Origin of the sequence: Streptococcus sp. 2021WUSS126 (assembly GCF_044427255.1) — a bacterium.
Classification (GTDB): Bacteria; Bacillota; Bacilli; order Lactobacillales; family Streptococcaceae; genus Streptococcus; species Streptococcus hashimotonensis.
On the sequence record NZ_JAOTGI010000029.1, the window covers coordinates 2336 to 26227 of the forward strand.

At 43.3% G+C, this 23892-nt stretch carries 20 protein-coding genes; all 20 read left to right on the top strand.

Going from position 1 to position 23892, the window contains the following annotated elements:
- Window positions 1-50: 50 nt before the first annotated feature.
- A complete protein-coding gene (gene pcsB / locus ODU39_RS09380) occupies window positions 51-1286 on the top strand; it encodes a peptidoglycan hydrolase PcsB (protein ID WP_105138873.1) in 1236 nt (411 codons plus the stop codon).
- Between the two features lie 102 nt (window positions 1287-1388).
- Window positions 1389-2357 (top strand): ribose-phosphate diphosphokinase, encoded by a 969-nt coding sequence (locus ODU39_RS09385; RefSeq protein WP_105248756.1) that lies wholly within the window; start codon window positions 1389-1391, stop codon window positions 2355-2357.
- Between the two features lie 86 nt (window positions 2358-2443).
- Window positions 2444-3622, top strand: a complete 1179-nt coding sequence (locus ODU39_RS09390) for a pyridoxal phosphate-dependent aminotransferase (protein ID WP_398580327.1) — start codon at window positions 2444-2446, stop codon at window positions 3620-3622.
- A complete protein-coding gene (recO, locus tag ODU39_RS09395; protein WP_044771111.1) occupies window positions 3609-4391 on the top strand; it encodes a DNA repair protein RecO in 783 nt (260 codons plus the stop codon). The genes ODU39_RS09390 and recO overlap by 14 nt, the downstream gene beginning before the upstream one ends.
- Window positions 4388-5395 carry a phosphate acyltransferase PlsX gene (gene plsX / locus ODU39_RS09400; RefSeq protein WP_398580326.1) on the top strand — a complete coding sequence of 336 codons (1008 nt, stop codon included), beginning with the start codon at window positions 4388-4390 and terminating at the stop codon, window positions 5393-5395. The genes recO and plsX overlap by 4 nt, the downstream gene beginning before the upstream one ends.
- Window positions 5388-5636, top strand: a complete 249-nt coding sequence (locus ODU39_RS09405) for a phosphopantetheine-binding protein (RefSeq protein WP_014637254.1) — start codon at window positions 5388-5390, stop codon at window positions 5634-5636. Before plsX ends, ODU39_RS09405 begins: the two co-directional genes overlap by 8 nt.
- 117 nt (window positions 5637-5753) lie before the next feature.
- Window positions 5754-6461: a phosphoribosylaminoimidazolesuccinocarboxamide synthase gene (gene purC / locus ODU39_RS09410; RefSeq protein WP_398580325.1), complete on the top strand. Its 708-nt coding sequence runs from the start codon at window positions 5754-5756 to the stop codon at window positions 6459-6461.
- A 12-nt stretch (window positions 6462-6473) separates the two neighbouring features.
- Window positions 6474-10193, top strand: a complete 3720-nt coding sequence (locus tag ODU39_RS09415) for a phosphoribosylformylglycinamidine synthase (RefSeq protein WP_398580324.1) — start codon at window positions 6474-6476, stop codon at window positions 10191-10193.
- 2 nt (window positions 10194-10195) lie between these two features.
- Window positions 10196-11650, top strand: a complete 1455-nt coding sequence (gene purF, locus ODU39_RS09420; RefSeq protein ID WP_398580323.1) for an amidophosphoribosyltransferase — start codon at window positions 10196-10198, stop codon at window positions 11648-11650.
- Between the two features lie 56 nt (window positions 11651-11706).
- The gene (gene purM / locus ODU39_RS09425; RefSeq protein WP_136670935.1) at window positions 11707-12729 is read left to right on the top strand and encodes a phosphoribosylformylglycinamidine cyclo-ligase; all 1023 of its coding nucleotides are present in this window, start codon (window positions 11707-11709) and stop codon (window positions 12727-12729) included.
- The gene (gene purN / locus ODU39_RS09430; RefSeq protein ID WP_208564574.1) at window positions 12726-13277 is read left to right on the top strand and encodes a phosphoribosylglycinamide formyltransferase; all 552 of its coding nucleotides are present in this window, start codon (window positions 12726-12728) and stop codon (window positions 13275-13277) included. Before purM ends, purN begins: the two co-directional genes overlap by 4 nt.
- A 9-nt stretch (window positions 13278-13286) precedes the next feature.
- A complete protein-coding gene (gene purH / locus ODU39_RS09435; protein WP_208564573.1) occupies window positions 13287-14834 on the top strand; it encodes a bifunctional phosphoribosylaminoimidazolecarboxamide formyltransferase/IMP cyclohydrolase in 1548 nt (515 codons plus the stop codon).
- A 380-nt stretch (window positions 14835-15214) separates the two neighbouring features.
- Window positions 15215-16042, top strand: coding sequence for a sce7726 family protein (locus ODU39_RS09440; protein ID WP_136670934.1), 828 nt, complete (start codon window positions 15215-15217; stop codon window positions 16040-16042).
- Window positions 16043-16061: 19 nt separating this feature from the next.
- Window positions 16062-17009, top strand: a complete 948-nt coding sequence (locus tag ODU39_RS09445) for a sce7725 family protein (RefSeq protein ID WP_136670933.1) — start codon at window positions 16062-16064, stop codon at window positions 17007-17009.
- Complete coding sequence (locus tag ODU39_RS09450; protein ID WP_136670932.1) at window positions 17006-18094, top strand: RES family NAD+ phosphorylase; 1089 nt, start codon at window positions 17006-17008, stop codon at window positions 18092-18094. The genes ODU39_RS09445 and ODU39_RS09450 overlap by 4 nt, the downstream gene beginning before the upstream one ends.
- A 143-nt stretch (window positions 18095-18237) precedes the next feature.
- Window positions 18238-19500 carry a phosphoribosylamine--glycine ligase gene (gene purD, locus ODU39_RS09455; protein ID WP_398580322.1) on the top strand — a complete coding sequence of 421 codons (1263 nt, stop codon included), beginning with the start codon at window positions 18238-18240 and terminating at the stop codon, window positions 19498-19500.
- 27 nt (window positions 19501-19527) lie between these two features.
- Window positions 19528-20016, top strand: coding sequence for a 5-(carboxyamino)imidazole ribonucleotide mutase (gene purE / locus ODU39_RS09460; RefSeq protein ID WP_136670930.1), 489 nt, complete (start codon window positions 19528-19530; stop codon window positions 20014-20016).
- The gene (gene purK, locus ODU39_RS09465) at window positions 20003-21076 is read left to right on the top strand and encodes a 5-(carboxyamino)imidazole ribonucleotide synthase (RefSeq protein ID WP_398580321.1); all 1074 of its coding nucleotides are present in this window, start codon (window positions 20003-20005) and stop codon (window positions 21074-21076) included. Before purE ends, purK begins: the two co-directional genes overlap by 14 nt.
- A 12-nt stretch (window positions 21077-21088) precedes the next feature.
- Window positions 21089-22417 (top strand): hypothetical protein, encoded by a 1329-nt coding sequence (locus ODU39_RS09470; RefSeq protein ID WP_105179233.1) that lies wholly within the window; start codon window positions 21089-21091, stop codon window positions 22415-22417.
- 32 nt (window positions 22418-22449) lie between these two features.
- Window positions 22450-23742 carry an adenylosuccinate lyase gene (gene purB, locus ODU39_RS09475; RefSeq protein ID WP_398580320.1) on the top strand — a complete coding sequence of 431 codons (1293 nt, stop codon included), beginning with the start codon at window positions 22450-22452 and terminating at the stop codon, window positions 23740-23742.
- Window positions 23743-23892: the final 150 nt, after the last annotated feature.

Here is a 23892-nt window from a genome sequence, read left to right on the forward strand (position 1 = left end):
ATTTTGATAAAATGAGAGAGTCAGAAAGTATAGAGGAGTTATGTTCGGATATGAAGAAAAAAATCTTGGCTACAATTATGTTAAGTACAGTCGTTCTATCTAATGCTAATTATGTAGCTATGATTAGTGCGAATGATGTAGATAGTCAGATTGCAGCAAAAAATCAACAGATTAGTGAGTTGACAGCACAACAAGCTGAAGCTCAACAACAAGTTGATGCTATTCAAGGACAAGTTGATGCAATTGTTAGTGAACAGGCGAAATTAACAGAAGAAAATACCCGTTTGGAAGCAGAATCGCAGACATTGGGGGCAGATATTGAGCGTTTATCAGCTGATATTGTATCGCGTGATGGTGCTTTGAGGGAGCAGGCACGTAGTGCTCAAATTGATGGTTCTGCTTCAAGTTACATTAATACAATTTTGGATTCAAAATCAATCATTGATGCTGTTTCTCGTGTTAATGCCATGCGTGAGATTGTTTCAGCTAATAACCGTATGTTGGAACAACAAAAGGCTGATAAAGAGGCGATTGTTGAAAAACAGAAGGCAAACCAAGAAGCAATCACTACTTTGGCTGCTAATCGTCAGAAATTGGAAGATGATGCCCAAGTATTACAAGTACGTCAAGCTGAATTAGAAGCTGCTAAGTTAAATTTGGCTGTGCAGAAAGCTACTGCTGAAGATGAGAAGAATTCATTACTGGAGAAAAAGGCAGTAGCAGAGGAAGCGGCTCGTCAAGCGGCCGCTCGTCAGGCTGAGTATCAAGCGCAACAAGCTTCTCTAGCGCAACAACAAGTGGCTTCAGTATCGGCACCTGTTGTGTCAACTCCAGTAGCAACTACAGTGACTGAGACGGTTTCAGTACCTTCTCAGTCAGTAAGCACATCTACAACACCGGTATTCTCTGGGTCAAGTAGCTCAGCTGCTGTGAGCAATGCGCGCTATGATGCTTCGTCTTATCCAGTTGGTGAGTGTACGTGGGGTGTTAAATCCCAGCTTTCATGGGTTGGTCCATACTGGGGTGATGCTAAACAGTGGCTGGCATCAGCTCGTGCAGAAGGTTTTAACACTGGTTCTATTCCAAGAGAGGGTGCAATTGCTGTTTGGACAGGTGGCTATTATGGACACGTAGCTGTTGTTACGGCTGTTCAATCTTCAACAAGTATCCAAGTTGTTGAATCAAACTACATGGGTCGTCGTTATATTGGTAACCATCGTGGTGGTTATTTCAATCCAACAACGACTTCTGAGGGAGCAGTTTACTACATTTACCCTCCATATTAAGAAATTTTCAAATAGAGCGTGTGGATTTGCGCTCTATTTTTGTTTGAAAAATGAAGGAAAAAGGGTTAAAATAGTAAAGGTAGAAATATATAGGAGGCTGTCATGGCGTTTACTGACTTAAAATTGTTCGCTCTTTCGTCAAATCAGAAGTTAGCTGAACAGGTGTCGAAAAAAATAGGAATTCCTCTTGGAAAATCAAGTGTTCGTCAATTTTCAGATGGTGAAATTCAGGTAAATATTGAGGAATCCATTCGTGGAACTCATGTGTACATTCTTCAATCTACTAGCTCACCAGTTAATGATAATTTAATGGAAATTTTGATTATGGTTGATGCTCTTAGACGTGCATCTGCTGAATCAGTAAACGTAGTAATGCCTTATTATGGTTATGCACGCCAAGACCGGAAGGCTCGTGCACGGGAACCAATTACATCAAAGTTGGTGGCTAATATGTTGCAGACAGCGGGGGTCAATCGTTTGTTGACAATTGATTTGCATGCTGCGCAGATTCAGGGATTCTTCGATATTCCTGTTGATCATTTGATGGGTGCTCCATTGATTGCGGATTATTTTGAGCGTCGTGGTATGGTAGGTGATGGCTATATTGTTGTATCACCTGACCATGGTGGTGTGACACGTGCCCGTAAGTTAGCACAGTTCTTGAAGACACCGATTGCTATTATTGATAAACGTCGTAGTGTTGATAAGATGAATACATCAGAAGTGATGAACATTATTGGTGATATTAAGGATAAAACTTGTATATTGATTGATGATATGATTGATACTGCGGGTACCATCTGTCATGCAGCGGATGCTTTGGCAGATGCAGGGGCAACAGCTGTTTATGCTTCATGTACGCACCCAGTATTGTCAGGGCCTGCTATGGATAACATTAGTAAGTCAGCAATTAAGAAATTGGTTGTTCTTGATACAATTGAAATTGCAGAAGATCGCTTAATCGATAAAATCGAACATATTTCAACGGCAGAATTATTAGCGGAAGCGATTATTCGTATTCATGAAAAACGTCCCTTGTCTCCTTTGTTTGAGGCAAGTCGTGTTAAATAGGTATGAGGAGAGTCAAATGACTCTTCTTTTTTACATTTATTTTCAAAATGTATTATAATAGTTTTATATATTTTTGAGGTGGCAGAATGGATTTATTAAATCGTTTTAATAAGAATTTGAATCGGATTGAGGTTTCGATGATTCGTCAGTTTGATCAGTCTATTTCGGATGTTCCAGGGATTTTGAAACTGACCTTGGGAGAGCCTGATTTTACAACGCCTGATCATGTCAAACAAGCGGCTAAGGCTGCTATCGATGCTAACCAGAGTTATTATACTGGTATGGCTGGTCTTTTGGAGTTGCGCCAAGCGGCAGCTGAGTTTGTGGCTGAAAAATATAATTTACACTACAATCCAGAAAATGAAATCCTCTCTACAATCGGTGCGACAGAAGCTCTATCAGCGAGTTTAGTTGCTATTTTGGAAGCTGGAGATACGGTACTTCTACCTGCCCCTGCCTATCCTGGTTATGAACCGATTGTCAATATGGTGGGAGCAGATATCGTTGAAATCGATACGACGGCAAATGATTTTGTGTTGACACCTGAGATGTTGGAAGAGGCGATTATTGAGCAGGGGGATAAGCTAAAAGCGGTCATTCTCAACTATCCTGCCAATCCAACGGGAGTGACCTACTCACGTGAGCAAATTCAGGCTTTTGCGGATGTCTTGCGTAAGTATCCTGTCTTTGTCCTATCAGATGAGGTCTATGCGGAGTTGACTTACACTGGTCAGCCTCATACTTCGATTGCGGAGTTTTTGCCAGAACAGACCATTTTGATTCAGGGATTGTCCAAGTCCCATGCCATGACAGGTTGGCGGATTGGCTTGATTATGAGTCAGGCTCCCATCATCGCTCAAATCATCAAGAGCCACCAATATCTCGTGACTGCAGCGTCAACTGCTATGCAGTATGGTGCGGTTGAGGCCTTGAAAAATGGTAAGGATGATGCTCTGCCAATGCGGGCGGAGTATATCAAGCGTAGGGATTACATCATTGAGAAGATGACGGACTTAGGCTTTAAAATTATCAAGCCTGATGGAGCATTTTACATCTTTGCAAAAATCCCTGCGGGTTACAATCAAGATTCCTTTAGCTTCTTGCAAGACTTTGCGAGAAAGAAAGCGGTGGCCTTAATTCCGGGTGCGGCCTTCGGTCAGTATGGGGAAGGCTATGTGCGAATTTCCTATGCAGCAAGTATGGAGAAAATTCAAACAGCTATGGCTCGTTTGAAGGAATATCTAGAAGAAAATGGAACGAATTGAAACTAGGGGATTAGTCCTTTACAATCGGAATTTTCGAGAAGATGACAAGCTGGTCAAGATTTTTACAGAGAAGGCTGGCAAGCGAATGTTTTTCGTGAAACATGCCTCTAAGTCCAAGTTGGTAGCTTCTATCCAACCTTTGACCTATGCGGATTTTATCGTTAAAATCAATGATGATGGTCTGTCTTATATCGAAGATTTTCATCAGGTACAGCCATTTAAGAGTATTAACGGTGATATTTTTAAACTTAGCTATGCTACCTACATCTTGGCCTTGGCAGATGCGGCCTTGCAGGATAAGGTTTATGACCCAGCCCTCTTTGCATTTTTGGTCAAGACCTTAGATTTGATGGAGTCGGGTTTGGACTATGAAATTTTGACCAATATCTTTGAAATTCAGCTCTTGGGACGATTTGGGATCAGTCTGAATTTTCACGAGTGTGCTTTTTGTCATCGGGTTGGCTTGCCTTTTGACTATTCCTACAAGTACAGCGGTGTCTTGTGTCCACAACACTATCAACAAGATGAGCGACGGGCTTATCTGGATCCCAATGTTCCCTATCTACTTGATCAATTTCAGGCTATTTCCTTTGATGAGCTGGAAACCATTTCCATCAAGCCTGAGATGAAGCGAAAATTACGGCTTTTTATTGACCAGCTGTACGAGGAATATGTGGGGATTCACTTGAAATCCAAGAAATTTATAGATGATTTGTCTTCTTGGGGGCAGATTATGAAACCAAGAACAGAAAATGAGGAAACAGAATGAAACGTATTGCAGTAGATGCTATGGGTGGGGACCACGCCCCTCAGTCAGTGGTAGAAGGTGTCAATCAAGCCTTGGCTGCCTTTCCAGACATTGAAATTCAACTTTATGGTGATAAGGCTAAAATAAAGCAGTATTTGACAGTGACAGAGCGTGTCAGCATCGTCCATACGACGGAGAAAATCAATTCAGATGATGAGCCTGTCAAGGCTATTCGTCGTAAGAAAGAGGCTTCTATGGTCCTAGCGACCAAGGCTGTCAAGGATGGTCAGGCAGATGCGGTCTTGTCAGCTGGAAATACAGGTGCTCTTTTGGCGGCAGGCGTCTTTGTCGTCGGTCGCATCAAGAACATCGACCGTCCTGGTTTGATGTCTACCTTGCCGACTATGGATGGTAAGGGATTTGATATGATGGACTTGGGGGCAAATGCTGAAAATACAGCTCATCACCTCTATCAGTATGGTATTCTTGGTTCATTTTACGCGGAGCACGTGCGTGGTGTCAAACAACCTCGTGTGGGACTTTTGAACAACGGTACGGAAGATACCAAGGGCACGCCAGTTCACCAAGAAGCCTATAAATTCTTGGCGGAAGACAAGTCGATTAACTTTATCGGAAATGTGGAGGCGCGTGAGTTGCTCAACAGTGTGGCGGATGTGGTCGTGACGGATGGTTTCACGGGAAACGCTGTGCTGAAAACAGTCGAAGGGACTGCAAAATCCATCATTGGTCAGTTGACTGGCTCAATCAAGAATGGCGGTCTGCGTGCTAAATTGGGTGGTCTTTTGGTCAAGCCAACCTTGAAAAAGGCCTTGGGGGCTATGGACTATAAAACTGCAGGTGGTGCTGTCTTGCTTGGTCTGAAAGCACCTGTCATCAAGGCGCACGGATCCAGCGATGCCAAGTCAATTTTCTATACGATCAAGCAGACGCGTTCGATTTTGGAGGCTGGCATTGTTGAAAAATCAGTGGCCAAATTTTCAGTAGTGGAGGAGAGTCATGACTAGAGAGCAGGTCTATCAGCGGGTTGTTGAATTAATTCAGGATGAAAAGGGAGAAGATTTTCAAGTTCAACCTGAATCTACTTTGGCAGATAATATTGCAGCAGATTCAGTAGAAATCATGGAATTTGTTCTTAATTTGGAGGATGAATTTCATGTAGATGTCCCAGATGCTGCTATTGAGCATTTTGAGGTCCTATCTGATATTGTTGATTTTATTTATGAAGAAGTAAAAAAACGTTCGTAGTTTACGGTCGTTTTTCTTTGTTTTTTGACAAAATACCGTTAAATAGTTTTTAACACGAATATTATGTGGTAAAATAAACGAAAAGACTAGAATATTTTATGAAAGGCGAACATTCTCATGAAAACAGACCTTCTCTATTCAGGAAAAGCTAAAGATATCTATGCAACGGCTGATAGTGACCAGATTGTTGCGGTTTATAAGGATCAGGCGACGGCTTTTAATGGTGGTAAGAAAGAACAGATTGTGGGAAAGGGCCGGCTCAACAATCTGATTTCTTCTTTGATTTTTGAAAAGTTGAATGAAGCTGGTGTCCAAACGCATTTTATCAAGCGTTTGTCGGATACGGAGCAGTTGAATAAGAAGGTGGAGATTATTCCTCTTGAGGTAGTTTTGCGAAATGTGACAGCTGGATCTTTCTCAAAACGTTTTGGGGTGGAAGAAGGGATTGCCTTATCCACTCCAATCGTGGAATTCTACTATAAAAAAGATGAGTTAGATGATCCTTTTATCAACGATGAACACATTGCTTTTTTAGAACTGGCTAGTCAGGATCAAATTGCCTATATCAAGGAAGAAACAAGACGAATCAATATGTTCTTGAAGGACTTGTTTGCACAGCTTGGGCTGACTTTGGTGGATTTCAAGCTAGAATTTGGGGTCGACTCGTCAGGTCAGATTTTATTGGCGGATGAGTTTTCTCCTGATAATTGTCGTTTGTGGGATGCGGAGGGCAATCATCTAGACAAGGATGTTTTTCGTCGGGGTCTCGGGGAGTTGACCGAGGTTTACGAGGTCGTATTGGCAAAATTACAAGAAGTGAAATAAGGATTGGAAAAAATGGCGAAGCGGATTTTTGTTGAGAAGAAGGCGGATTTTCAGATTAAGGCGGAGGCTCTTCGCAAGGAGTTGACACATAATTTACAGTTGACAAGTCTGTCAAGTTTGCGTTTGGTGCAGGTTTACGATGTTTTCAATCTTGAGGAGGACTTGCTGGAGCAGGCGATTAAGCATATCTTTACCGAGCAGGTGACGGACAAGGTCTTGTCGGAAGCGGAATTGGGCTTGGAGGGGGCTGCCTATTTTGCGATTGAGGCTCTTCCTGGGCAGTTCGATCAGCGGGCAGCCAGCAGTCAGGAGGCCCTTCTCTTGTTGGGCAGTTGTCAGGAGGTGCGTGTCAACACAGGTCAGCTCTATATCTTGAATGGAGATGCGCGGGAAGAAGAGTTAGCTGCTATCAAGAACTATTTGCTGAACCCTGTGGATTCGCGTTTCAAGGATATGGATTCTCCTTTGGCGGCTCAGGAGTTTTCGGTGTCAGATGCGACTATTCCAAGTTTGGACTTTTTTGATAGCTATGGGGCGGAAGAATTTGCGGCTTACAAGCGTGAGGCTGGCTTGGCTATGGAAGTGGAAGACTTGCTCTTCATTCAGGACTACTTTAAGTCAATCGGTCGAGTACCAACTGAAACAGAACTCAAGGTCCTGGATACTTATTGGAGTGACCACTGCCGTCATACGACGTTTGAAACAGAACTCAGGTCTATTGATTTTTCAGCTTCAAAATTCCACAAGCAATTGCAGGCGACCTATAACAAGTACCTGGCTATGAGAACTGAGTTAGGTCGGACAGATAAGCCGCAGACATTGATGGATATGGCGACGATTTTTGGTCGCTATGAGAGAGCAAATGGTCGTCTGGATGATATGGAAGTGTCAGATGAAATCAATGCCTGCTCGGTGGAGATTGAAGTGGATGTGGATGGCGTAAAAGAGCCATGGCTTCTCATGTTCAAGAATGAAACCCACAATCACCCAACAGAAATCGAGCCTTTCGGTGGAGCCGCAACCTGTATCGGTGGAGCTATTCGTGATCCTTTGTCAGGACGTTCCTATGTCTATCAGGCCATGCGGATTTCAGGTGCGGGCGATATTACCCAACCTCTGACAGCTACTCGCTCAGGGAAATTGCCACAGCAAATTATTTCTAAAACAGCAGCACATGGCTATTCTTCTTACGGAAACCAAATCGGTCTTGCGACCACCTATGTGCGTGAATATTTCCACCCAGGATTTGTTGCAAAACGTATGGAGCTGGGTGCCGTAGTCGGTGCAGCTCCTAAGGAAAATGTAGTCCGTGAAAAACCAGTCGCAGGCGATGTGGTCATCTTGTTAGGAGGCAAAACAGGTCGCGATGGTATCGGTGGGGCAACAGGCTCGTCCAAGGTACAGACAGTTGAGTCTGTCGAAACAGCTGGTGCGGAAGTCCAAAAAGGAAATGCTATTGAAGAACGCAAAATTCAGCGTTTGTTCCGCAATGGTGCCGTGACTCGCTTGATTAAAAAATCCAATGACTTTGGTGCAGGAGGTGTCTGCGTTGCTATTGGAGAACTGGCAGACGGTTTAGAAATCGACTTAGACAAGGTTCCACTCAAGTATGCAGGTTTGAATGGAACGGAAATTGCAATTTCGGAATCACAAGAGCGGATGAGTGTCGTTGTCCGTCCAGAGGACGTAGACGCCTTCATCGCAGCCTGCCGTCAGGAAAATATCCATGCGGTTGTCGTGGCTAAAGTGACGGAAAAACCAAACCTAGTCATGACTTGGAATGGACAAACTATTGTTGATTTGGAACGTTCCTTCCTTGATACCAACGGTGTCCGTGTAGTCGTCGATGCCAAGGTAGTTGACAGTCCTGTCAATCTACCAGAAACACGTAGAACTTCCGTTGAAACGTTACAGGAGGACTTGAAAGACCTTCTTTCAGACCTCAACCATGCTAGTCAGAAAGGTTTGCAGACGATTTTTGACTCATCTGTTGGTCGCACAACCGTCAACCACCCACTCGGAGGTCGTCACCAGTTGACTCCGACAGAAAGTTCGGTGCAGAAACTACCTGTCCAACACGGTGTGACCACAACGGCCTCTGTCATGGCTCAGGGCTATCATCCCTATCTGGCAGACTGGTCTCCTTATCACGCTGCAGCCTACGCGGTCATCGAAGCGACAGCTCGCTTGGTGGCAACAGGCGCCAACTGGTCCAAGGCTCGCTTCTCCTATCAAGAATACTTCCAGCGCATGGACAAGCAGGCAGAGCGTTTTGGTCAGCCAGTAGCAGCACTTCTGGGCTCAATCGAGGCTCAGATTCAGCTTGGCTTGCCGTCTATCGGTGGCAAGGACTCCATGTCTGGTACTTTTGAGGACCTGACCGTTCCGCCGACTCTGGTTGCCTTTGGTGTGACCACGGCTGACAGCCGCAAGGTTCTCTCGCCTGAGTTCAAGGCGGTTGACGAGCACATTTACTACTTACCAGGTCAGACTTTGTCGGAAGATATTGATTTTGCCTTGATCAAGTCTAATTTTGAGACTTTTGAAAAATGGCAGAGCGATTATGTGATTACGGCTGCTAGTGCAGTCAAGTATGGTGGAGTTCTAGAAAGTCTAGCCCTCATGTCCTTTGGAAACCAAATCGGAGCAAGAGTCGAGCTTGCAGACCTTGAAACCAGCTTGACAGGTCAGCTTGGCGGATTTGTCTTTACATCGAAAGAAGACATTCCAGATGCTGTGAAAATTGGACAAACCACCGCTAACTTTACACTCCTTGTCAACGGTGTCAACCTAGCTGGACAGGATTTGCAAGCAGCCTTTGAAGGCAAGTTGGAAGAGGTTTACCCAACGGAATTTGAACAGGCGCCAGACTTGCAGGATGTTCCGGCGGTAGCCAATACAGCAGTTATTCAAGCTAAAGAAATTATCGAGGAGCCGATAGTCTACATCCCAGTCTTCCCAGGTACCAACTCAGAATACGATTCAGCCAAGGCCTTTGAACAGGCTGGTGCCAAGGTTAATCTGGTACCATTTGTAACCTTGGATGCAGAGAGCATTGAAAACTCGGTTGACACTATGGTTGACAATATTGAGAAGGCGAATATCCTTTTCTTTGCAGGTGGATTCTCCGCTGCGGATGAGCCAGACGGGTCTGCTAAGTTTATCGTGACCATCTTACGAAATGCCAAGGTCCGCTCTGCTATTGACCAATTTATCGAAAAAGGTGGCCTCATCATCGGTATCTGCAATGGCTTCCAGGCCCTTGTCAAATCGGGCTTGTTGCCTTATGGAAACTTTGAGGAGGCTGGTGAAACCAGTCCGACCCTCTTCTACAACGATGCCAATCAGCACGTTGCCAAAATGGTAGAAACGCGGATTGCCAATGTCAACTCACCGTGGTTGGCGGGTGTTCAAGTCGGCGATATTCACGCTATTCCAGTTTCCCACGGGGAAGGAAAATTTGTGGTGACGGACGAGGAATTCGCTATCTTGCGGGACAATGGTCAGATTTTCAGCCAGTACGTTGACTTTACCGGTCAGCCAAGCATGGATTCTAAGTACAATCCAAACGGATCTAGTCATGCCATTGAAGGTATTACCAGTCGCAACGGTCAGATTATCGGGAAAATGGGGCATTCGGAACGTTACGAGGACGGTCTTTTCCAAAACATTCCAGGTAAGAAAGACCAAGGACTCTTTGTTTCAGCGGTTCGCTATTTTACAGGAAAATAAATATGATATATGAAGTTAAATCACTCAATGAAGAATGCGGTGTTTTCGGCATTTGGGGACATCCGCAGGCTGCTCAGGTTACTTATTTTGGTCTCCATAGTTTGCAGCACCGTGGGCAAGAAGGGGCAGGGATTTTAGCCAATGATGGTGGGCATTTGCGTCGCCATCGTGGAACAGGTCTGATTGCAGAAGTCTTCAAAAATCCAGTAGATTTAGAAACCTTGACAGGAACGGCTGCTATCGGTCATGTCCGCTATGCAACTTCTGGTTCTGCTTCTATCAATAATATCCAGCCCTTCCTCTTTGATTTTGCAGATATGCAGGTGGGTTTGGCACATAATGGGAATTTGACCAACGCGGTCAGTTTGAAGGATGAACTTGAAAAAAATGGTTCCATTTTCTCTTCTTCTTCTGACACTGAAATTCTCATGCACTTGATTCGCCGCAGTCACAATCCAGACTTCATGGGCAAAATCAAGGAAGCCCTCAATACTGTTAAAGGTGGCTTTGCCTACCTCATCATGCTAGAGGACAAGCTGATTGCTGCCTTGGATCCAAATGGATTCCGTCCCCTGTCAATCGGTCGGATGAAAAATGGTGCCTGGGTAGTTGCCAGCGAAACTTGTGCTTTTGAAGTAGTGGGGGCTGACTGGGTGCGAGATGTGGAGCCTGGTGAAATTGTCGTCATTGATGATTCAGGAATTCAATATGATAGCTATACAAGAGATACGCAACTGGCAGTTTGCTCTATGGAGTATGTCTATTTTGCTCGCCCAGATTCGGTGATTCACGGGGTCAATGTCCACACGGCTCGTAAAAATATGGGACGTCGTTTGGCCCAGGAATTTCAACAGGAAGCAGACATTGTCGTTGGTGTGCCAAACTCTTCCCTATCTGCGGCTATGGGATTTGCAGAGGAATCTGGTTTGCCAAATGAAATGGGGCTGATTAAAAACCAATATACCCAGCGGACCTTTATTCAACCGACCCAGGAATTGCGGGAGCAGGGGGTGCGCATGAAGTTGTCAGCCGTTTCAAGTGTTGTCAAAGGCAAGCGCGTGGTCATGATTGACGACTCCATTGTTCGCGGTACAACTAGCCGCCGCATTGTCCAGCTTCTTCGTGATGCAGGGGCAAAAGAAGTCCATGTGGCTATCGGTAGCCCAGAACTCAAGTACCCGTGTTTCTATGGCATTGATATTCAGACCCGTCGGGAGCTGATTTCAGCCAACCATACCGTTGAGGAAGTCTGTGAGATTATTAGGGCAGACAGTCTGACCTACCTTTCTCTTGAGGGGATGATTGAAGCCATAGGCATCGAAACCGATGCGCCAAAAGGCGGGCTCTGTGTAGCCTACTTTGATGGAGAATTTCCAACGCCTCTCTATGACTATGAGGAAGAATACCTCCGTAGCCTAGAAGAGAAAACGAGTTTCTACATTGAAAATGTTAAGTAAGTGACAGAGGTGTCAACGTTACTTGACAGACCTGTAAACTGTTGAAAGGAATCAAAATGACAAATAAAAATGCCTACGCCCAGTCGGGCGTTGACGTCGAAGCTGGATATGAAGTTGTCGAGCGTATCAAGAAACACGTAGCTCGGACAGAACGCTTGGGTGTGATGGGAGCTCTTGGTGGTTTTGGCGGTATGTTTGACCTGACCAAACTGGATGTCAAAGAGCCAGTCTTGGTATCAGGAACAGACGGTGTCGGCACCAAGCTCATGTTGGCGATTCAGTACGACAAGCACGACACCATTGGTCAGGACTGTGTAGCTATGTGTGTCAACGATATCATCGCAGCAGGTGCGGAGCCACTTTACTTCCTCGACTACATCGCGACAGGAAAAAATGAGCCAGCCAAGCTAGAGCAGGTTGTGGCCGGTGTGGCAGAAGGCTGTGTCCAAGCTGGTTGCGGCCTGATTGGCGGTGAAACAGCTGAAATGCCTGGTATGTACGACGAGGATGACTATGACCTGGCTGGCTTTGCTGTCGGCATTGCGGAGAAATCCCAGATTATCGACGGCAGTAAGGTCCAGGAAGGCGACACTCTCCTCGGCCTAGCTTCCAGCGGCATCCACTCCAACGGCTATTCCCTGGTCCGCCGCGTTTTTGCAGATGTTTCTGGCGACGCTCTGTTGCCAGAGCTCAATGGCAGAGCTCTAAAGGATGTTCTCTTAGAGCCGACACGTATCTATGTCCAGCAGGTATTGCCTCTGGTAAAAGCAGGGCTGGTCAATGGTATTGCCCATATCACAGGCGGTGGTTTCATCGAAAATATTCCCCGTATGTTTGCTGATAATCTTGCAGCTGAGATTGAAGAGGACAAGATTCCAGTCCTTCCAATCTTTACAGCTCTTGAAAAATATGGCCACATCAAGCATGAAGAAATGTTTGAAATTTTCAACATGGGTATCGGTTTAGTTCTGGCTGTCAGTCCAGACAAGGTTGACAGTGTCTGTCAACTAGTTGACGAGGAAGTTTACACCATTGGTCGCATCATCGCCAAGGAAGATAAGAGTGTGGTCATCAAATGAAACGAATAGCAGTGTTTGCATCAGGCAATGGCTCCAATTTTCAAGTCATCGCAGAGCAGTTTGAAGTAGCTTTTGTCTTTTCAGACCGTAGAAATGCCTATGTCTTGGAACGGGCTGAAAAACTAGGCGTACCGACTTTTACTTTTGAACTAAAAGAGTTTGAGGATAAGCAGGCCTACGAAGAAGCCCTTATCCAACTATTAGACCAGCACCAGATTGACTTGGTGGTCTTGGCAGGCTATATGAAGATTGTGGGACCAACCCTGCTGGCTCAGTACGAAGGTCGGATCATAAATATCCACCCCGCCTACTTGCCTGAATTTCCAGGAGCCCATGGGATTGAAGATGCCTGGCAGGCAGGAGTATCTGAAAGTGGCGTAACAGTCCACTGGGTTGATAGCGGCGTTGACACAGGACAAATTATCAAACAAATCCGAGTACCAAGGCTGGCTGAGGATACCCTGGAAACCTTCGAAGCCAGAATACATGAAGCAGAATACCAACTCTATCCAGAAGTCTTGGAGGAGTTGGGGGTAGTGAGGAGATAAGGAGAAATCATGACAAAACGTGCGTTAATTAGCGTATCCGACAAGGCAGGCATTGTAGAGTTTGCCCAAGAATTGACCAAGTTTGGTTGGGAAATTATCTCCACCGGTGGTACCAAGGTTGCCTTGGATCGGGCTGGTGTAACTACCATTGCCATTGACGATGTGACTGGTTTTCCTGAGATGATGGACGGTCGTGTCAAGACTCTTCATCCGAAAATACACGGTGGTTTGTTAGCACGTCGGGATTTGGACAGCCACCTACAAGCAGCTAGCGACCATGAAATAGGCCTGATTGACTTGGTAGTGGTTAACCTTTATCCCTTCAAAGAGACTATTTTACGTCCAGATGTGACCTATGATTTGGCGGTGGAGAATATTGACATCGGTGGTCCCTCTATGCTTCGTTCGGCAGCCAAGAACCACGCCAGCGTGACAGTTGTTGTGGATCCGACAGATTATCCGACCGTTTTAGGGGAAATTGCAGAGCAGGGGGAAACGAGCTATGCAACACGTCAGCGACTGGCTGCAAAGGTATTCCGTCATACCGCAGCTTATGATGCCCTAATAGCAGATTATTTTACTAAACAAGTCGGTGAAGACAAGCCTGAAAAATTAACCATTACTTATGACCTCAATCAGCCTATGCGTTACGGTGAAAATCCCCAGCAAAATGCGGATTTCTACCAAAATGCCCTGCCAGCAGACTATTCTATTGCAGCTACTAAGCAGTTAAATGGTAAGGAGCTGTCTTTCAACAACATTCGTGATGCGGATGCGGCCATTCGGATTATCCGTGATTTTAAGGACCGTCCGACTGTTGTGGCTCTCAAACACATGAACCCTTGCGGTATCGGGCAGGCAGAGACTATTGAGCAGGCTTGGGATTATGCTTATGAGGCTGACCCAGTATCGATTTTCGGAGGCATCGTCGTGCTGAACAGGGAAGTGGATGCTGCGACGGCTGAAAAGATGCACCCGATTTTCTTAGAAATCATCATCGCACCGAGCTATTCGGCAGAAGCGCTAGCTATTTTGACCAATAAAAAGAAAAATCTTCGGATTTTAGAGTTGGCTTTTGACGCACAGGACGCGAGCGAGGTAGAAAAAGAGTTCACAGGTGTTGTCGGCGGGCTCTTGGTGCAGGATCAGGATGTGGTGGTGGAAAGCCCAGCAGACTGGCAGGTGGTGACCGAGCGTCAACCGTCCGAGCAAGAGTGGGCAGCTATGGAATTTGCCTGGAAGTCCTCCAAATATGTCAAGTCCAACGGCATCATCATCACCAATGACAAGATGACCTTGGGCGTGGGACCGGGACAAACCAACCGTGTAGCGTCCGTCCGTATCGCTATCGAGCAGGCCAAGGACCGTTTAGACGGAGCCGTTTTGGCGTCGGATGCCTTCTTCCCATTTGCTGATAATGTGGAAGAAATCGCTGCGGCAGGCATCAAGGCTATCATTCAGCCGGGAGGCTCTGTCCGCGACCAAGACTCCATTGACATGGCCAACAAGTACGGCTTGACCATGGTCTTTACAGGAGTCAGACATTTTAGACATTGAGAAATTTGGAGAAAGAGGAACACCCCAGCTGGAGAAGTTGGGGTGGTTTTGTGCTTTGACAAAGAAATTTATTAGGTATATAATGGATGGAAATGCAAATTTATTGAAGCTTGAAAGATTACATTGATATTTTGCGTTGATAATCAAGATGAGAATTGACAAAAAATATCTCATTACATGACTTAACGATTTCAGACTTTTCCTATCAATCTATTTATGATGAAGTGGCAAACTATAGGCACTTGAAACAGAATTTGTAAAAAATAGGTGAAGGAAATCAGAATCTTAGTTCGTAACAATTACATTTTGTCAATAACTTCTCCGAATATATAAAGTATGGTATAATTTTCATAAGAAAAAAAGAGAGAGGAGGTGGGGGAATGCATATTGAGAACAATTATTTATTAAATAAGTTTTTTTCAAGGAGTATGCTAAGTAACCTTCTAAAGCATAGTCGAGATGAGGTATTTGAAAAGTTTTCAGAGGAAAATCAAAATCATTTAGATACTATTCGAGAGATTTATCAACAATTGTCTAAATCATATAGAAATGAATATTTTTATAAAAACACTCTTTTAAATAAGTTGTTGTTAGGCGTGCACAGTGTCAACACAACAACAGCTCTAACAGAAATTCCGGTAGGGAGAGCTAAGCCAGATTTTATATTAATAAACGGAAAAGCAATAGTTTACGAAATTAAAACAGAATTGGATAATTTTGACAGGTTAGAAAGTCAAATTAATGAATATTACAGAGCATTTAATCATGTAGCAATTGTTACATATGAAAAAAACTTAGAAAATGCTAAGAAGAAAATTGCTGAAATTGATAAACCAGTCGGATTATACATACTTCAAAGGAATTCTAAAATCAAAACAATCATTAAGCCAGAAGAGTATAATCTTGACATAGATAGGGATGTACTTTTTAAGATACTGCGTAAAGTGGAATATGAAAATATTGTCAAGAAGCACTTTGATATATTGCCGAAGGTCTCTCAATTTGATTATTATGGGGTTTGTAAGAAACTGACGGAGGCTATTCCACTGGAGCAATTTTATTCAGATTTTTTAATTGAGCTGAAGAAGAGAAATACAATCGAGAAAATATTGTTCGAAGAAGTTCCCTATGAATTAAAATTTTTAGTATATTTTATGAATTTCAAAACTAAAGATTATGAGAATTTGAAACGTTTTTTACAGAAATAAAGAATAAAAGGAGAAAAGTATGTATTTTCCATATCTAAGAGGTAGACAGTATGAGCTAATCGCACTGAGGGAATTACTTGAAAATGATAAATTGAGTAAAAAGGTTGTTCCAATAATTGAACCTGTAAAATTATCTTCAACACTAATAAATACTCTTGAAAGGTTTAAAAATAAGGGACGAAAATGTTCTCTGATATTGAATCCAGCAGCAGGTTCTTTTATTGAAGAATATGAAGATGTAAAAAAAGTTAATCTAGTAAGTAGATTAGATGAAGTATTTAAAGAAAATGATAAGTTATATCATGCTTCATTGATGAGCAAAAATTACAAAGTGGAGGATAATTTTAAATTAGTTGATGATATTGATAAACAAATTACAATATGTAAACATCCAGACGATTTAGAAGGTTATCGAGAAAATTATGCTGGACAATTAACAGCCTATAATGTTATTACAGAAAGTGGTAGGCTAAAACGCGAAGTAAGTGGCAATAAAGTAAAAATTGGGGATAGGTTTTCTAAGTTACTTAGAAATACGGATTATTCAAAAAATCCCGATGAGTTCTTTTCGGATGATCATAAATATTTTTCGGAGGATGGGTATAGTGGTTTTTCAGACTATTCAATAGTTGGTGATGAATATAGTGAGTCTGGTTTTGCACCATATGCAGTTGCTATACATATTGTGTATTTTGATGACGAGGAGAATCTCCGTATATTTCATTTTGTCTCGGATTCCAATTTAGACCCCACGGATCCAGCAGGGAAATTTGGTGAAGCTCTTTCAAAATTAATAGATAAGGTAAATGAGGGAAAGATTCCTGAAACGTTAGCTATCCGCGAGTTTAGAAGGCTGTATTCTATACGTTCTTACCCTGGTTTAGGAACTGTTAAAAAGCTGTCTATTATGCATCATATTGAATTAGTTGGCAGATATTTGGATGGTAGGAGCAGAAGGAGTCAATGATAATTTGTCAAAAGTGTTTTGTTGATGATGTTATTAAAGATGTAATTTCTTCTAGAAGTACATACTTAGGGGAATGTGAAACTTGTGGTAGTACTGATAAACTATATGATACGAATAAAGATAGCTATTTAGAGGATTATTTTAGCTCCCTTCTGGAAATCTATACACCAGTATCTCAAATTCCAAATTTTCCTTTAAAGGATGGAAGGTTGTTGCAAACAGAGTTTCTAAACAATTGGAATATTTTTACAAGTAAGAATGAATCAACAATCTATGAGATTTTAAAATCAATTTGTAGCAATCAGTATCAAGTAATGCCTGAGTTATTTGAACAAAAAATAGGTATTGAAAAAATGATTGATGTAGACTACATGAAGGAACATTCATTATTACGCAGTAATAATTGGGATTTGTTTGTCTATGATTTAAAATACAAGAACAGATTTCACTCTAACCACATTAATAAAGAGTTGTTAGAAAAATATTGTTCGTATATTCTTAAGAGTTATAAAAAAGGTCAAAGATTATATCGATGCAGAATTTCAAACGATAAAGAAAGCATTCCTTCAAATGAGATGGGCGCACCTGATGCTACGAAATCGTCAGATGGTAGAGCTAATTCTAGGGGAATTCGGTGCTTATATCTAGGAGATTCTGACAAGACGACAATACATGAAACACGTGCAGGAAAATACGACTCTATCTGCATTGGAACTTTTGTTTTGAAAGATGATATTGTTGTAGTTGACTTTAAGTCTATCAATAAAATTAGTCCTTTTGCAGAAGGTATTATTGACAATATTATGGAGTTGGCGGTAAATAAACAATACTTAGAGAAAATAAATACCGAAATGAGCAAAATCATGAGGAGAAAAGACGATAGTTTAGACTATCTACCTACCCAATATATAACTGATTTTGTTAAGAGTATAGAAAATGAAGGTATTTCCATATACTCAGGAATAGAGTATAAAAGTGTCATGAATGAAGAAGGTTTTAATCTAGCCATTTTTGACCCGAATCTATTTGAATGTGAGGAAGTAAAGCAAGTTAATATAACTCAATTAAATTATACATTTTCATAAAAATTATCTTCATAGGCTTATAAACAGTTCGTATTTTTTGATACGAGCTTTTTCCATTCCCGAACATTCCCCTGCTTTTTCTATCAAAAACCGTCTGTTTTTGCTATACTGTTTATAGAAAATCCGTTTTTGAGGTATAAAAAATGAAACTTTTGGTTGTTGGGTCTGGTGGTCGTGAACATGCTATTGCAAAGAAATTGTTAGAGTCTGAACAGGTGGAGCAGGTCTTTATCGCTCCTGGAAATGACGGAATGACTTTAGACGGTATCGAGTTGGTCAATATCGGAATTTCCGAACATTCTGCCCTCATCAACTTTGCCAAGGAAAATGACATTGCCTGGACTTTTGTTGGTCCAGATGATGCTCTGGCAGCAGGTATCGTTGATGATTTTGAACAGGCGGGACTAAAGGCTTTTGGTCCGAGTCGTCTAGCCGCGGAGCTAGAGTGGTCAAAAGACTTTGCTAAGCAAATCATGGTCAAATACGGCATTCCAACAGCAGCCTTTGGCACATTTTCCAACTTCGAAGAAGCCAAAGCTTACATCGAAGAGCAGGGGGCTCCAATCGTGGTCAAGGCGGACGGCTTGGCACTGGGCAAGGGTGTGGTCGTGGCGGAAACCGTCGAGCAGGCGGTCGAAGCGGCACGGGATATGCTCTTGGACAACAAATTCGGCGACTCAGGTGCCCGCGTGGTCATCGAGGAGTTCTTGGCAGGTGAGGAGTTTTCCCTCTTTGCTCTGGTCAACGGCGACCAGTTCTATATCCTGCCGACAGCCCAGGACCACAAGCATGCCTTTGACGGCGACCAAGGTCCCAACACAGGTGGCATGGGGGCTTACGCTCCTGTTCCCCACCTGCCACAAAGCGTGGTAGATACAGCAGTTGACACCATTGTCAAGCCCATTCTGGACGGCATGATTGCGGAAGGGCGGTCTTATCTGGGCGTGCTCTATGCTGGCTTGATTCTGACCGACCAAGGTCCCAAGGTTATCGAGTTCAACGCTCGTTTTGGCGATCCAGAAACCCAGATTATCTTGCCTCGTCTGACCTCTGACTTTGCTCAGAACATCGACGACATCCTCCACAAACGTCCTACACAGCTAACCTGGCTGGAAAACGGCGTGACGCTTGGGGTAGTGGTGGCATCAAACGGCTATCCTCTGGACTACGAAAAAGGTGTGGTCTTGCCAGCAAGGACCGAGGGAGACATCACGACCTACTATGCAGGGGCTCGTTTTGCGGAAAATGGCAGAGCACTGCTATCAAACGGCGGTCGAGTTTATATGCTAGTCACCACAGCAGACACCGTCCAAGAAGCCCAGGAAAAAATTTACTCGGAGCTGAAGAAACAAGATACAACAGGCCTCTTTTATCGGACAGATATTGGAAGTAAAGCTGTTAAATAACTTGGCATAAGAAAAGGAAGTGCAAATATGAACATTCCAATTTCCATCATTATGGGTTCTAGTTCTGACTGGAAAACCATGAAAAAAGCAGCCGAAGTGCTGGATAAATTTGGCGTAGCCTATGAAAAGAAAGTAGTGTCTGCCCACCGCACCCCAGACCTCATGTTCCGTCACGCCGAGGAAGCGCGTGGCCGTGGTATCAAGGTTATTATCGCAGGAGCGGGCGGTGCGGCTCATTTGCCAGGTATGGTGGCAGCTAAGACAACCCTACCTGTCATCGGAGTCCCTGTCCAATCTCGTGCCCTAAGTGGTGTAGATTCCCTCTATTCTATCGTGCAGATGCCAGGCGGTGTACCTGTTGCAACCATGGCTATTGGTGAAGCAGGTGCGACCAATGCGGCTCTGACAGCTCTTCGCATTCTCTCCATTGAAGACCAAACCATTGCAGCTCAGCTGGCAGATTTTGCCAAGGAACAGGAAAAAATTGCGGAGGCTATGTCAGATGAACTCATCTAAAACGATAGGTATTATTGGCGGTGGTCAGCTAGGTCAGATGATGGCCATTTCCGCTATTTATATGGGACACAAGGTAATCACGCTGGATCCAGCTGCAGACTGCCTAGCCTCCAAGGTCAGCGAGGTTATCGTCGCTCCCTATCACGATGTGGCGGCCCTCAAACAGTTGGCGGAGCGGTGCGATGTCCTGACCTACGAGTTTGAAAATGTCGACGCCGACGGACTGGACGTGGTCATCAAGGACGGCCAGCTCCCTCAAGGGACAGACCTCCTCCGCATTTCCCAAAACCGTATTTTTGAGAAGGATTTTTTGGCAAAAAAAGCTGGCGTGCAAGTCGCCCCCTACAAAGTCGTCACATCTAGCCTAGACCTAGAAGGTCTGGACCTCAGCAAAAACTATGTTTTGAAGACAGCGACTGGGGGCTATGACGGACATGGCCAGAAGGTCATTCGAGAAGTGGCGGACTTGGTAGAAGCCAGTCAACTGGCTAATTCTGGCGAGTGTGTCTTGGAAGAGTTTGTGAATTTTGACATGGAAATCTCTGTCCTTGTATCTGGCAACGGCTCCGACAACACCGTCTTTCCTGTACAGGAAAATATCCACCGCAATAATATTCTTTACAAAACTATCGTGCCTGCCCATATTTCAGATGAACTAGCTGAAAAAGCCAAAACCATGGCTCTACAAATCGCAGATAAACTTCAATTAGCAGGCACCCTTTGTGTTGAAATGTTTGTGGCAGGGCAGGACATTCTGGTCAACGAAATCGCCCCTCGCCCACATAATTCGGGGCATTATTCTATTGAAGCCTGTGATTTTTCACAGTTTGATACCCATATCCGAGGCATTCTAGGACAGCCTCTACCCCCTATCCGCCTGCTTTCTCCAGCCGTCATGATTAACGTTTTGGGACAAGACATGGAAGCCATCCAAACCTTTCTTCAAGAAAACCCTACCGCCCATCCCCACTTTTATGGTAAACTAGAAGCGAAGCACAATCGCAAAATGGGACACGTGACGGTGTTGGGTGGCGTACCAGATGAGGTTGTAGAATTTTAGGAGGAAAATCCGATGAATGATTTAGTTTCGGAAGAAAATGTTAATTTAAATCCAAGTAGTTTAACGACTCAAGGGAATTTAGTGGTGGATGAAGTTGTAAAATCATTAGGGATGCCAAGAGAAATTTTGCCACCAAATGATGAAATAAGTACGGCTTTAATGTTATTACCTAGAGAATTAAACTTAATTCCTCCTAGATTACGGAATCAATTTATTGCAAAGGCTTGTATTGCTTCTTCGGTTGGATTGTTTGATGGAGCGATAATATATGTATGGAATTGTGTAATTACGGAACTTCGTAGTCGAGTCAGTTCATTTGGTATGGAGATGATTGCGCAAATTTCAGGTAATTCTAAGCCAGACAATTTTTTAGACAAAATTCAAGATGTAGATTTATTAGATTTGTGTTATCAGCTAAATATTATTGATGAACAAGGACATTTTTATTTACAACAGTGTCGAGAAATTAGAAATAATGCATCTATAGCTCATCCATCAAATATTAATATAGATGATAGAGAACTTGTTACTTTTATTAGTCGTTGCTGTAAGTACGGTTTGTCAGAATCGGCAATTAGTGCAGGAATTGATATAAAGTCTTTGAATGCTGTGCTTTCAGGTGATCAAGATACAGAGGTATTGAGTCATTTTGTTAGTCTCTTGAAGTCAACATTTCGTTCACAGCAGACTTTGGTATATAAATTACTTTATTCAAATTATATAGACTCCTCTAAATCTAGCTTGGTTCGTTCTAACGCCTTGGCGATTGCAAAAGGAACATCAGAATTATTATCTGAAAATCCTGATATTATTATAGAGCTATTGGATAAGCATAATCAATACTTATTATCAGGGACACCAGATCAGAGAACCAATTCCAAAAAGTTTTTTGAAGAAATAGGTCAATTGAATAGTCTTTCAGAGGTTGAGAAAATTTCTTCGTTTAGTAAAGCAATAAATAATTTACGAACAGCACATTGTGGGATGAATAACTTTTATAATGAACCTCCATTTGCAGAAAGACTTCAAGAGTTATCTGAGCAAATTAATCCGATACCGGAACAAATTATTGGGAAGTATGTACAGGTCAATTTAGATTGTTATGTTGGTAATTCTTACGGAATTAGCTGGAGTGCTGCAGCGGATTGTGAAAAAATGTTGCAAAATTTAACTCCAAAAGGAATTGAAAATCTAATTACTCGATTGAATTCAGTTTCACAAACTCTCACAGCGAATCAAAAGGAAAGAATAAGAAGTTTACTGACTTATCATGAACATTCTCTTATTCCATTTCCTATTCAAAAAACTCAAATTCAAACTTTGAAATCTAAGTTTGCATAATTTCTTAATTCTTAGTAAGGAGAAAACAAAACATGCTATCACGTTATTCCCGTCCTGAGATGGCGGCTATTTGGAGTGAAGAGAACAAGTACAAGGCTTGGCTGGAGGTGGAAATCCTCGCTGATGAGGCTTGGGCTGAGTTGGGTGAGATTCCCAAAGAAGATGTGGCCTTGATTCGTGAGAAGGCGACTTTTGACATCGACCGCATTTTAGAAATAGAAGAGGAAACCCGTCACGATGTGGTGGCTTTCACGCGTGCGGTTTCGGAAAGTCTTGGTGAGGAACGCAAGTGGGTCCACTACGGTCTGACGTCTACCGACGTGGTGGATACGGCTTACGGTTACCTCTACAAGCAGGCCAACGACATCATCCGTCGTGACCTTGAAAACTTTACAAACATTATCGCTGACAAGGCTCGTGAGCACAAGTACACCATTATGATGGGTCGGACCCACGGTGTCCATGCGGAGCCAACGACCTTCGGTCTTAAATTAGCAACTTGGTACAGCGAAATGAAACGCAATATGGAGCGTTTTGATGTGGCAGCTAAGGGCGTTGAGGCTGGTAAAATTTCAGGTGCGGTTGGAAACTTTGCCAACATTCCTCCATTTGTGGAAGAGTATGTTTGTGGCAAATTGGGCATTCGTCCGCAGGAAATTTCGACTCAGGTCCTTCCTCGTGACCTCCACGCAGAATATTTCTCAGCCCTAGCCTTGATTGCAACGTCTATCGAGCGTATGGCGACAGAAATCCGTGGACTACAAAAATCTGAACAACGCGAAGTCGAAGAGTATTTCGCCAAAGGCCAAAAAGGCAGCTCTGCTATGCCCCATAAACGCAACCCTATCGGCTCTGAAAATATGACCGGTCTGGCTCGTGTGGTGCGTGGTCACTTGGTAACGGCTTTTGAGAATGTGGCGCTTTGGCACGAACGTGATATTTCTCACTCGTCAGCAGAGCGGATTATCACGCCGGATACAACCATCCTCATCAATTATATGCTCAATCGTTTTGGCAATATCGTCAAGAACTTGACGGTCTTCCCTGAAAACATGAAACGTAATATGGAGTCAACTTTTGGCTTGATTTACAGCCAGCGTGTCATGCTCAGCTTGATTGAAAAAGGCATGACCCGTGAGGAAGCCTATGACTTGGTGCAACCAAAAACCGCACAGTCATGGGACAATCAAGTGGACTTCAAGCCACTTCTCGAAGCGGATGAGCGTGTGACAGCTAAACTTAGTCAGGAAGAAATCGATGAACTCTTCAACCCAGACTACTATGCTAAGCGGGTGGATGACATCTTTGCTCGACTTGGATTATAAAAAAATTAAAATTCTTTGGATTTTGATATACTCCCCTTATAGTGGACAGTGAAAAAACAAAAATTTTCACTAGAAACTATAAAGGGAGTTTTATTATGTCCAAAAGAAGTCCAAAGTCTGTCTCTGAGAAACTAGAAATTGTTCTACTCC

Bases quoted from the DNA above. Each gene is read 5' to 3' on its own strand.
- purF (WP_398580323.1), top strand. From the start codon at position 10,196: ATGATATATGAAGTTAAATCACTCAATGAAGAATGCGGTGTTTTCGGC.
- purB (WP_398580320.1), top strand. From the start codon at position 22,450: ATGCTATCACGTTATTCCCGTCCTGAGATGGCGGCTATTTGGAGTGAA.
- ODU39_RS09385 (WP_105248756.1), top strand. From the start codon at position 1,389: ATGGCGTTTACTGACTTAAAATTGTTCGCTCTTTCGTCAAATCAGAAG.
- plsX (WP_398580326.1), top strand. From the start codon at position 4,388: ATGAAACGTATTGCAGTAGATGCTATGGGTGGGGACCACGCCCCTCAG.
- ODU39_RS09440 (WP_136670934.1), top strand. From the start codon at position 15,215: ATGCATATTGAGAACAATTATTTATTAAATAAGTTTTTTTCAAGGAGT.
- purK (WP_398580321.1), top strand. From the start codon at position 20,003: ATGAACTCATCTAAAACGATAGGTATTATTGGCGGTGGTCAGCTAGGT.
- purM (WP_136670935.1), top strand. From the start codon at position 11,707: ATGACAAATAAAAATGCCTACGCCCAGTCGGGCGTTGACGTCGAAGCT.
- recO (WP_044771111.1), top strand. From the start codon at position 3,609: ATGGAACGAATTGAAACTAGGGGATTAGTCCTTTACAATCGGAATTTT.
- ODU39_RS09445 (WP_136670933.1), top strand. From the start codon at position 16,062: ATGTATTTTCCATATCTAAGAGGTAGACAGTATGAGCTAATCGCACTG.
- ODU39_RS09450 (WP_136670932.1), top strand. From the start codon at position 17,006: ATGATAATTTGTCAAAAGTGTTTTGTTGATGATGTTATTAAAGATGTA.
- ODU39_RS09415 (WP_398580324.1), top strand. From the start codon at position 6,474: ATGGCGAAGCGGATTTTTGTTGAGAAGAAGGCGGATTTTCAGATTAAG.
- purH (WP_208564573.1), top strand. From the start codon at position 13,287: ATGACAAAACGTGCGTTAATTAGCGTATCCGACAAGGCAGGCATTGTA.
- purN (WP_208564574.1), top strand. From the start codon at position 12,726: ATGAAACGAATAGCAGTGTTTGCATCAGGCAATGGCTCCAATTTTCAA.
- ODU39_RS09405 (WP_014637254.1), top strand. From the start codon at position 5,388: ATGACTAGAGAGCAGGTCTATCAGCGGGTTGTTGAATTAATTCAGGAT.
- purE (WP_136670930.1), top strand. From the start codon at position 19,528: ATGAACATTCCAATTTCCATCATTATGGGTTCTAGTTCTGACTGGAAA.
- ODU39_RS09390 (WP_398580327.1), top strand. From the start codon at position 2,444: ATGGATTTATTAAATCGTTTTAATAAGAATTTGAATCGGATTGAGGTT.
- ODU39_RS09470 (WP_105179233.1), top strand. From the start codon at position 21,089: ATGAATGATTTAGTTTCGGAAGAAAATGTTAATTTAAATCCAAGTAGT.
- purD (WP_398580322.1), top strand. From the start codon at position 18,238: ATGAAACTTTTGGTTGTTGGGTCTGGTGGTCGTGAACATGCTATTGCA.
- pcsB (WP_105138873.1), top strand. From the start codon at position 51: ATGAAGAAAAAAATCTTGGCTACAATTATGTTAAGTACAGTCGTTCTA.
- purC (WP_398580325.1), top strand. From the start codon at position 5,754: ATGAAAACAGACCTTCTCTATTCAGGAAAAGCTAAAGATATCTATGCA.